General features: G+C 68.7%; 4 protein-coding genes and 1 pseudogene. 2 read left to right on the forward strand and 3 right to left on the reverse strand.

Features of this window, described 5'->3' with window-relative positions:
* Positions 1-264: pseudogene (locus tag B124_RS36770) on the forward strand (hypothetical protein); the annotation flags it as partial.
* A 469-nt stretch (positions 265-733) separates the two neighbouring features.
* A complete protein-coding gene (locus B124_RS36775) occupies positions 734-1,105 on the forward strand; it encodes an Mth938-like domain-containing protein (RefSeq protein ID WP_026278541.1) in 372 nt (123 codons plus the stop codon).
* Position 1,106: 1 nt separating this feature from the next.
* Here B124_RS36775 and B124_RS36780 read toward each other — a convergent pair whose 3' ends face one another.
* The 3 genes from B124_RS36780 to B124_RS36790 form a co-directional block, all read right to left on the reverse strand.
* A complete protein-coding gene (locus B124_RS36780; protein ID WP_018854612.1) occupies positions 1,107-1,532 on the reverse strand; it encodes an SMI1/KNR4 family protein in 426 nt (141 codons plus the stop codon).
* Complete coding sequence (locus B124_RS36785) at positions 1,529-4,168, reverse strand: RHS repeat-associated core domain-containing protein (RefSeq protein WP_496507370.1); 2,640 nt, start codon at positions 4,166-4,168, stop codon at positions 1,529-1,531. Before B124_RS36785 ends, B124_RS36780 begins: the two co-directional genes overlap by 4 nt.
* A gap of 403 nt (positions 4,169-4,571) precedes the next feature.
* Complete coding sequence (locus B124_RS36790; RefSeq protein ID WP_496507371.1) at positions 4,572-5,165, reverse strand: hypothetical protein; 594 nt, start codon at positions 5,163-5,165, stop codon at positions 4,572-4,574.
* Between the last annotated feature and the right edge of the window lie 278 nt (positions 5,166-5,443).

The following is a 5,443-nucleotide window of genomic DNA, read 5'->3' on the forward strand; positions in this document are numbered from 1 at the left end:
ACGATCACCCGCAAGACCATCACCGGCCTCGCCGACCGGCTCCCCGCCTCCCCGCCGGACCTGCCCGAGCACCCGGACTACCCCCGCATCCTCGCCGCCTTCAACCACGCAACCGGACCGCTACGGGCCAAGGACGTCTGCGAAGCCCTCGGCCACGAACCGCTGCCGAAGAACATCGAAGGCACCCGNGCCAAGCTGAAACGCCTGGTCAAACTCGGCATCCTCACCGAAGCCAACACCGGCAACTTCACCAGGAAGCCATAGCCGACACAGCTCCACCAGCGAACCTTCTCCAACCCCAACCAGAAACGGACATCACCTCGCGAACCGCCCACTCAGAACTCACAATGGCTCGGAAGCTGGGAGTGCTCACCTGCTGGCGGCTACGGACCGTAGTCTTCCTCACGGCCCGACAAGGCCCATTAGAGCCCTGGGAAGGAGGTACGCCGACAGCCGTCGGTGAGCACTGGCCATTTCGCGCTGGTGGCGCTCGTCGACTGCGGCGAGCAGGGCGGTGGGCGCCTGGGGACTGACGATTACGCTCTACCTCCGACGGTCCGGAGGCATCCGGTGGCTCGGGCGACAACGGCAACATCTACGGTGGCCCGTACGGGCTGACCGCCACCGTCACCTCGGAGATCAGGTTCAGGTGTGGCCAGCGGCGGCTCGCATCCCGACTGCTTTGCCCGATTCTCTTGAGCTGTACCGGGTCACATCCTGTTACGGTCTCGGCATGGGCACGGAGCGATCGCCACGCGTCACGCACGTTTCGTGGGGACGGATGGAGGTTGAAGGGCTCGGGGAGGGCAAGGACTTCAAGCTCTACCCCGCCGGAGGCCGCGCGTGGGACTGGGGCGAGCACGGTACGCGGCACGACCCGGGGATCCAGCCGGGGGACGTGCAGGAGCTGCTCGACCACGGTGCGACGGTCGTGGTCCTCAGTCAGGGCATGGAGGAGCGGTTGCGGACGATGCCCGAGACCTTGGCGCTGCTCGCTGACCGGCAGGTCGACGTGCACGTCGCGGAGACGACCGCAGCTGTCCGGCTGTACAACGAGCTGGCCGGCCGCACCTCGGTCGGTGGTCTGTTCCATTCGACGTGCTGAGCTAGGAGGGCGGTCGTAGCCGGGCGATCAGGTCCTCGATGTTCGGAGCGACTTCCACCCAGCCTTGCAGCCCCAGGTAGATCACGCGTGGTTCCCGCATGCTGAGCCGGTAGTCGAGCGCGAACGGCATGTCTGCGCCGAGGTCGCCGATGAGCAGCGTCAGCCGCGGGGTGACGGAGAGGCCCTGGTCCATGTGCGGGAGGTCGGGGAACTCGGCGGCCTCCGACACCGCGTGCAGGGTCCGGTTCATGGCGGGCATGGACTCGATGTCGTAGAACCCCGGCCAGTCTGGCTCGTCCCCGAAGACCTCCGCGAGGTGCGGCGAGTCCTGCAGGGCGGTCCACCGGCCCTCGCCTATGGCACGAGTCAACGCCTCCGGTAGGGGCAGGCCCATGACCTGCGTCACGTCGTCGTCCGGCATGGTCACCCGACCACCGGGAGGCCGGTAATCCGGCCGATAGTGTCCATGATCGGCTGTCGGAACTGCATCGGAGCGGGGCGATCTCCGTGATTCATCACGTTTACGCTGATCGAGTTCCATCGCATCTCGATGTGGTCCTCCCGCCTGATGGCCACGAAGCCTACCGACTCCCCGGATGCGTCGAATACTTCGCGGTTGATTTGTCCGTGTCCGCCGGCCGGGCTCACCAGCGCGTTCGGTCCGCGGCTCATCCGCGCTTCAAGGCCGCCGGTCGCCGGATCGTACACTCCGCTGAATCCGTTCGGGCCGTTGGTGTCCATCGCCGCGCGGTTGTGCTGGATGGTCGAGCTGGTGTTCATGATCCGGAGGTCGCTCGTCGCATAGGGGGCGAGGCCGAGGGGGTCGGCCTGGGTGTGGGGGTTCGGGGTGTAGGCGGTGGGATTCGGAGCGGCGGTGAGGCCGAGGGGGTCGGGGGTGGCGTAGTGGGCGGTGGCCGGGTCGTAGTAGCGGTGGAGGTTGTAGTGGAGGCCGGTTTCCGGGTCGTGGTACTGGCCCGGGAAGCGGAGTGGAGTGTGGGCTGTGGCCTGGGTGGTCCACGTGGTGGAGCCCCACAGGGTGGTACGGGCCTGCCAGGCGAGGTCGCCGTCTTCGGTGACGAGTTCGTGCGGGGTGCCGATCTGGTCGGTGACGATGGCGAAGAACCGGGCGTCGATCTCTTCCTGGGTCGCGCCGTCGAGGCGGCGTTCGAGTTGGGTGGCGGGGGCCAGGCCGGTGTGCTCCCAGGTCTGGGCGACGGGATGGGGCAGGGCGCCGCCTGAGGTGACGGCTTCGACGAGGGTGGGGCCGTCGTAGGTGAAGACGGTCTCCTCGGCGATCTGCCCCGCGTCGGTGAGGCGCTGCTTGCAGGTGCGGCGGCCTAGGGGGTCGTAGCCGTAGCGCCAGCGGGTTCCGTCGGGGGTGATCGCCGTGGTCAGGCGGTCTTCGGCGTCGTAGGTGAAGTGCCAGTTGTCGGGCTTCTTCGACAGCCTGATGCGCTGGCGCAGGGCGATGCGGCCGGCGTCGTCGTAGTGGTAGCGCAGGTTCCCTGCACGGGTGACCACGCCGGTGGCGCAGGTGCGCTCGCCGGTCGCCTGGATGGGGTCGGCAGGGCTGGGCCATGAGGCGGTGGTCTGGTTGCCCAGGGAGTCGTAGGCGTAATGCTCCTGCCAGTCGGGGGCGGTGACTTCGGTGACCATGTCCGTGGTGTCGAGGGTGAACCGCGCCGGGCCGTTGAGGTGGTCGTCGACGCCGGTCAGGTATCCGTCGCTGCGGTAGGCGTAGGTGCGGCGCTGTACGACGGCGGGCTGGGCGCCGGCGGTGATCGTCTGGCTGCGCAGCCGGCCGGCCGGATCCCAGTCCGAGGTCGCGGTCAGATGTGCCCCCAGGCGGCGGTTCGACTCCCGGCCGGCCGGGTCGTAGGCGAAGTCCACGGTGTGCCCGGAGGTGGCCAGGCGGGTGCACTGGCCGACCGGGTCGTAGGTGTACGCAGTTCCGGCACCGGTGGGCGTTGTCCGGCCGGTCAGGCGGCCGGAGAGGTCGTAGGCGAAGGTGAGCTGCCTGCCGGCTACGACCTCCGCGGTGAGTCGGCCGGTGGAGTCGTAGCGGCGCTCCAGGCGGTCATCAGGGCCGGTCGCCGCGACCAGCCGTCCGACGTTGTCGTAGAGGTAGTCCCAGCGCTGGTCGCCGACGGCTTTGCCGGTGAGCCGTCCCAGCACGTCGTAGGAGAAGGTGATCTGCTCGCCCAGCGGGGTGGTGCGGGCCGTCAGCCGGCCGAGGGCATCGCGGGTGTAGGCGTGCGAGCGGCCGGCGAAATCGGACTCGGCGACGAGGTGGCCTGCCGCATCGTAGGTGTACTGCCAGGTCCGGCCGGCGGGGTTGGTCACCCCGGTCAGCCGCAGCCCGCTGTCGTAGGCGAACTCGTACCGGGTGCCGTCGGGGTTGGTGCGGGAGGCGAGCATGTCGAAGTGGGTGTACTCGAAACGCGCGGTTCGGCCCACCGTGTCGGTGTAGGCCACGCAGTTGTTCTCGCCGTCGTACGACCACGCCTTCTCGGTGTCGTCAGGCCCTTGGAGCCGGGCTATCCGGCCCTCGACGGTCCACCACGTGCGGGTTGTGGCGCCGAGTGGGTCGGTGGACTCGCACTCGCGGCCGAATGCGTCCCGCTGGACGGCCCTCCGGTTCCCGAGCGGGTCCGTCGCCTCCACCACCAGTCCTGCGCCGTCGCAGCGCAACTGGGTGGTCGCGCCGAGCGGATCCGTGACGGAGGTGGGGCGGCCGGCATCGTCATGGGTCCAGCACGTCCTCGCACCGTCCGGTCCGGTCTCGCTGACGACGTTGCCGCGCTCGTCGTGCTCCCAGTGCCATCTGATGCCGTCCGGCTCGACCAGCTCGGTCAGGGCGTTGATCTCGTTGTACTCGCAGCGTCTCGACGTGCCGTCCGGATAGATCACGGACTTGCGCTGACCGTGGGGGGTGTTCTCGTAGCGGGTGGTGTGGCCGAGTGCGTCGGTTTCGGCGATCAGGTGGTGGTGTTCGTCGTATTCGGTGCGGGTGGTGTGGCCGAGGGGGTCGATCTCGGCGGTGATCTGGCAGTTGTCGCCCACGACGAAGCGGGTGGCGGCGCGTTCGGCGGTGGTGAGGGTGGTGACGGTGGTGTCGGGCCATCACCCGGCACCGGATCCTCGTCCAGGTCCAGTACGTGCCAGTCCGTCGGACGATTCCCCAACGCTCCCCCACCCCCTAGGCCCACGGAACTCCCATCGGCGCACGGTCAACGCTACTGACAAACAGGCGTGCGGTTAAGAAGGCGGGAGGATTGGGCTGGATACAGCGGGCCCATGGCCCCTCACACGACCGCAGATCAGCCGTCTACTGGATGAGCTTGCTCCGGAGAAGACCGGAGGCTGTAAGGCCGGCCCGGCTGAGTCAGCCCGGGTCAGTCGGTTTTGCAGAGCAATCGGGCGAGGCGGGAGCGGTGGAACTGCGCGATGACCAGGCTGTAGGGCGTCACGTGACGCGTCTCGGTATGCGGGTGTTGAGGCTGTCCAGTGCCTCGGTCATGCCGCGGGTGCCGTAGATGCGGTACATGCGCTGTCCACCGTCGGGTATCGCCCCGTCGTCGGCCGTGGTGGGCAAGAGCGCCTTCGGAAGGCCGCAGTGGTCGGCGGTGTAGCGGGCGAGGTCGTGGAAGGGCGCGGGGTCGCCGCCGGTCAGGATCGCGTCGGGCAGGGTGTCGATGACGCCCATCTGGTCGTCCAGGCGGGTGCGCTGCGCGCGGTGGGCCGAGTCGCCCTCCGCGGTCCAGACGGGCAAGTCGATCCCGGGGTCTCGTCGGTGGGGGTAGCTGAAGGTGGGGCCCCCGGTGAGGGTGGCCATGCCGGGGTGCGACAGCTCGGTCAGCGCCTGGGCCTCGGTCTGCCGGCTCCCGGCGTCGATCCGGCACATGTGGAAGCTGACCAGGTTCAGCAAGGTTGGGCAGTCGCCGTAGCGCACGATGAGGTGGGCGGGGTGCGGCCACCACGCGCGGGACCGCGTCCAGAAGTCGACCACAGTGAACGTCGACGGCCGGACGAACATCCCTTGTGCGCTCTCGTCCGGCACCTCGCCCGCCTGCGCGCCAGGGCCTGGCCAAGTTCCGGGGGTGGGCGGTTGGTCGGTCCGTGACTGGTTGGGGGGCATAGCTGAGCAGGCACGGGCTTCGTGATCATTGGGGTGTCTAAGCTCAACGATCACGAGGTGGCCCGTGCTTGCCGCTGTATCTTCTCCCATCCCGCCGGTGTTGGCGAAGCTGGGCCGACTGGATGTCAGCGAGGTCGCTGGCCTGCGGTCTTTCCTGGATCTGGTGCCCGATCCGCGTTCGCGACGGGGCCGCTGGTACT

The organism is Streptomyces sp. CNP082, from assembly GCF_059570535.1.

Bases quoted from the DNA above. Each gene is read 5' to 3' on its own strand.
- B124_RS36775 (WP_026278541.1), top strand. From the start codon at position 734: ATGGGCACGGAGCGATCGCCACGCGTCACGCACGTTTCGTGGGGACGG.